Source organism: Thermovirga sp., from assembly GCA_012523215.1.
Classification (GTDB): domain Bacteria; phylum Synergistota; class Synergistia; order Synergistales; family Thermovirgaceae; genus 58-81.
Genome location: JAAYIZ010000203.1, coordinates 1 through 2,651 on the forward strand (window position 1 = coordinate 1; position 2,651 = coordinate 2,651).

Annotated in this window: 4 protein-coding genes; all 4 read right to left on the bottom strand. The window is 60.8% G+C overall.

Annotated elements, in window-relative coordinates:
• On the bottom strand, positions 1-262 hold a 262-nt coding region (locus GX108_05715), incomplete at its 3' end, for a 3-isopropylmalate dehydratase large subunit (GenBank protein ID NLO56534.1).
• Between the two features lie 12 nt (positions 263-274).
• Positions 275-802 carry a 3-isopropylmalate dehydratase small subunit gene (gene leuD / locus GX108_05720; GenBank protein NLO56535.1) on the bottom strand — a complete coding sequence of 176 codons (528 nt, stop codon included), beginning with the start codon at positions 800-802 and terminating at the stop codon, positions 275-277.
• Between the two features lie 15 nt (positions 803-817).
• Positions 818-2,098: a 3-isopropylmalate dehydratase large subunit gene (locus GX108_05725; protein NLO56536.1), complete on the bottom strand. Its 1,281-nt coding sequence runs from the start codon at positions 2,096-2,098 to the stop codon at positions 818-820.
• 34 nt (positions 2,099-2,132) lie between these two features.
• Positions 2,133-2,651 (bottom strand): HD domain-containing protein (locus GX108_05730; GenBank protein NLO56537.1); only part of this gene is annotated, 519 nt, incomplete at its 5' end.

Below are 2,651 nucleotides of genomic sequence, written 5' to 3' on the forward strand. Positions count from 1 at the left end.
CCTGTTCCTTGACCACCTGGCGGATCTTCATGTGGTTCTCGGCGTGCTTGTCCGTCGGCGCCGGGATGGCGTGATCCAGGATGAACACCAGGTGGTCTGGCTTCCAGACCTTATTCACGCCGATCTTCTGGAAAATGCCCCAGATAGGCGCGGCGTTGTCGTGGCTCATGCAGAAGTGGGGCTCAACGATGACGACCTGGCCGGCCGAAACGGGCTCGCCGGCCGCCTTGCCGAGCACTTTTTCAGCGAATGTCTTTCCCATGCCGACCCCCTCCTACTTGCTGACGGCCTTTTCCTTGAGGTACTCGATGAGGCCGCCGGCCTTCATTATGTCCATCTCCAGGTCCGCGACGGCGTCGCCGTGGAAGTTGTTGCCATTGGTGAGATCCTTGATCTCGCCCTTCTCCAGGTCGACCTCAAGTTCGTCGCCGTCCTTGATCTTGCCGTCCTTGATGGCCTGGCTCAGGCCGTTCACGAAGAGGACCGGGTACCCGTTGTTTATGGCGTTGCGATAGTAGATGCGAGAGAAGGATTCCGCCAGGACGACGGGGATGCCGGCGTACTTCAGGCAGTAGACGGCGTGCTCACGGGAGGAGCCGCAGCCGAAGTTCGTGCCCGCTACGATGAAGTCCCCTTCCTTTACCTCTTTCGCGAAGTGCTCCTTGCCGGGGTAGTACTCGAAGGAGTACTGGGGCATCTTCTTCGGGTCGGTCTCGGCCAGGTACTTGTTGTGGTAGATGAGGTCGGTGTCGACATCATCCTCGAACACCCAGGCTCTTCCGCGAAGGATCGTCTTATCCATTCTTTCCCAACCTCCTTATCCGAGGATATCCCTGGGATCAGTGATCTTGCCGCGCACGGCGGTGGCCATGGCGGTCATGGGGCTTGCCAGGTAGGTGTGGCTCCCCTTGCCGACCTTGCCTATGAAGTTCCGGTTCGTCGTGGACATGCCCACGTCGCCGCTGGGCAGGGCGCCGTAGTGCTCGGCGGTGCAGAGCGCGCAGGTCGGGTTGGTGAAGATCACCCCTGCCTCGAGGAACTTCTGGATGTACCCGGCCTTGGCGCACTCCAGCATGACCTCCCGGGTGGCCGGTGTCACGATGGCCCGCATGCCCGGGGCTACCTTGAAGCCGCCCGCCTTGAGGACCTCGAAAGCGGCCGTGATGTCCTCGAAACGGCCGTTGGAGCAGGAACCTATGTGGACCTGGTCCACGTGCTCTCCGGCGACCTCCCGAACCTTTTTCACGTTGTCCGGCGCGTCGGGGCAGGATGTCATCGGCTCGAGGCCGTCGACGTTGAACTCCAGTTCCTTGACGTAAACGGCGTCCGGGTCGGCCGCCAGGGTCTTGACCCTGTCCAGTACCTCGTCGCCGGCCCTGTCGACCAGCCAGTCCAGGACCTCGCCGTTGGGCATGATGAGGCCCACCTTGCCGCTCATCTCGGTGACCATGGAGCAGAGAGTTATCCTCTCCGCCAGGGACGCCTTTTCGATGGTCTCGCCGTAGAACTCGGTGGCCAGGAAGAACATGCCGTCGGCTCCCAGGGTTCCCACGATGTGGGTCAGCAGGTCGCGCATACAGACGCCCTTCGCGAACTTGCCCGTGACGGTGATCTTCATCGTTTCGGGCACGCGAAACCAGTTGGTCCCTTCGAACCAGGAGGCCACTATGTCGGTGTTCCCCACGCCGGTGGCGAAGGCGCCCACCCCGCCGAGGAGATTCATGTGGCTGTCGGTGCCAAGGATCACGTCGCCGGGCTTCACTAGGCCGTTCTCGAGCAGGACGTGCTGGCCGATGCCCCAGTCCACGTCGAAGACCTTCTTGATGCCCTGCTTTTTGGCGAATTCTCGAATGATCTTCTGGTTGTTGGATACCTTTTCCGAGTGGGACGGTGCCTGGAGGTCGAAGGTGAAGGCCACCTTGTCGGGGTTCCAGACCTTTCCTTTTTTATCGGTTACTTCCTCGAACTGCAGCACGCAGTTAGCTCCGCCGAAGTCGCGAGCCGTCGACAGGTCGATGTTGCACCAGACCCTCTCGCCGACCTTTACTTCTCGGCCGGCTGCCCGCTCGATGGACTTCTCGATCATCGTTTTACCCATGGGTCACGCACCTCCCGTTGATAGATCGTTCCGGCTAGAGAAGTCCCAGGAACGACTTGATGGTCTCGAAGTTGATGAAATCGCACTTGTTGATGACCACCGCCTCGGGGCAGCGGTATCCGCCGTCGCCCTCCTTGGCGTGGACGGCGATGCAGTGGCATATCCTGGTGGGTATGCCGTTACGCATGGCCAGCCCGACGCCGGAGAAAGGATGCCGGAGGTCCTTGCCCATCGGGGACTTCACGATCTTGCCGTCCTTCTTCTCGTATTCCACGAGTTTGCCCACATCGTGGAGGATGGCGCCGGCGATGAGCGTGTCGTGGTCCAGCTTGAAGCCGCCGTTGTCCTTGTAGAGTGGGTTGTACTCGTCGTAGATGGCCTTGGCCATCCTCGTCACGCCCCTGTTATGGACGTTCAGAGAGGCGGGGCAGTCGGGGATGAGAAGGGTGAAGGGAATCTTTTCCATATCCTCTGGCTCCCATCCGCCCGTCTTGAGGGCGTCCTCCATGGTGGAAATCACCTTTTCCCGGAGATCCTTGTCCTGGACCCAGTC

Coding starts and splice junctions, on each gene's coding strand:
- GX108_05725 (NLO56536.1), bottom strand. CDS start 2,098: ATGGGTAAAACGATGATCGAGAAGTCCATCGAGCGGGCAGCCGGCCGA.
- leuD (NLO56535.1), bottom strand. CDS start 802: ATGGATAAGACGATCCTTCGCGGAAGAGCCTGGGTGTTCGAGGATGAT.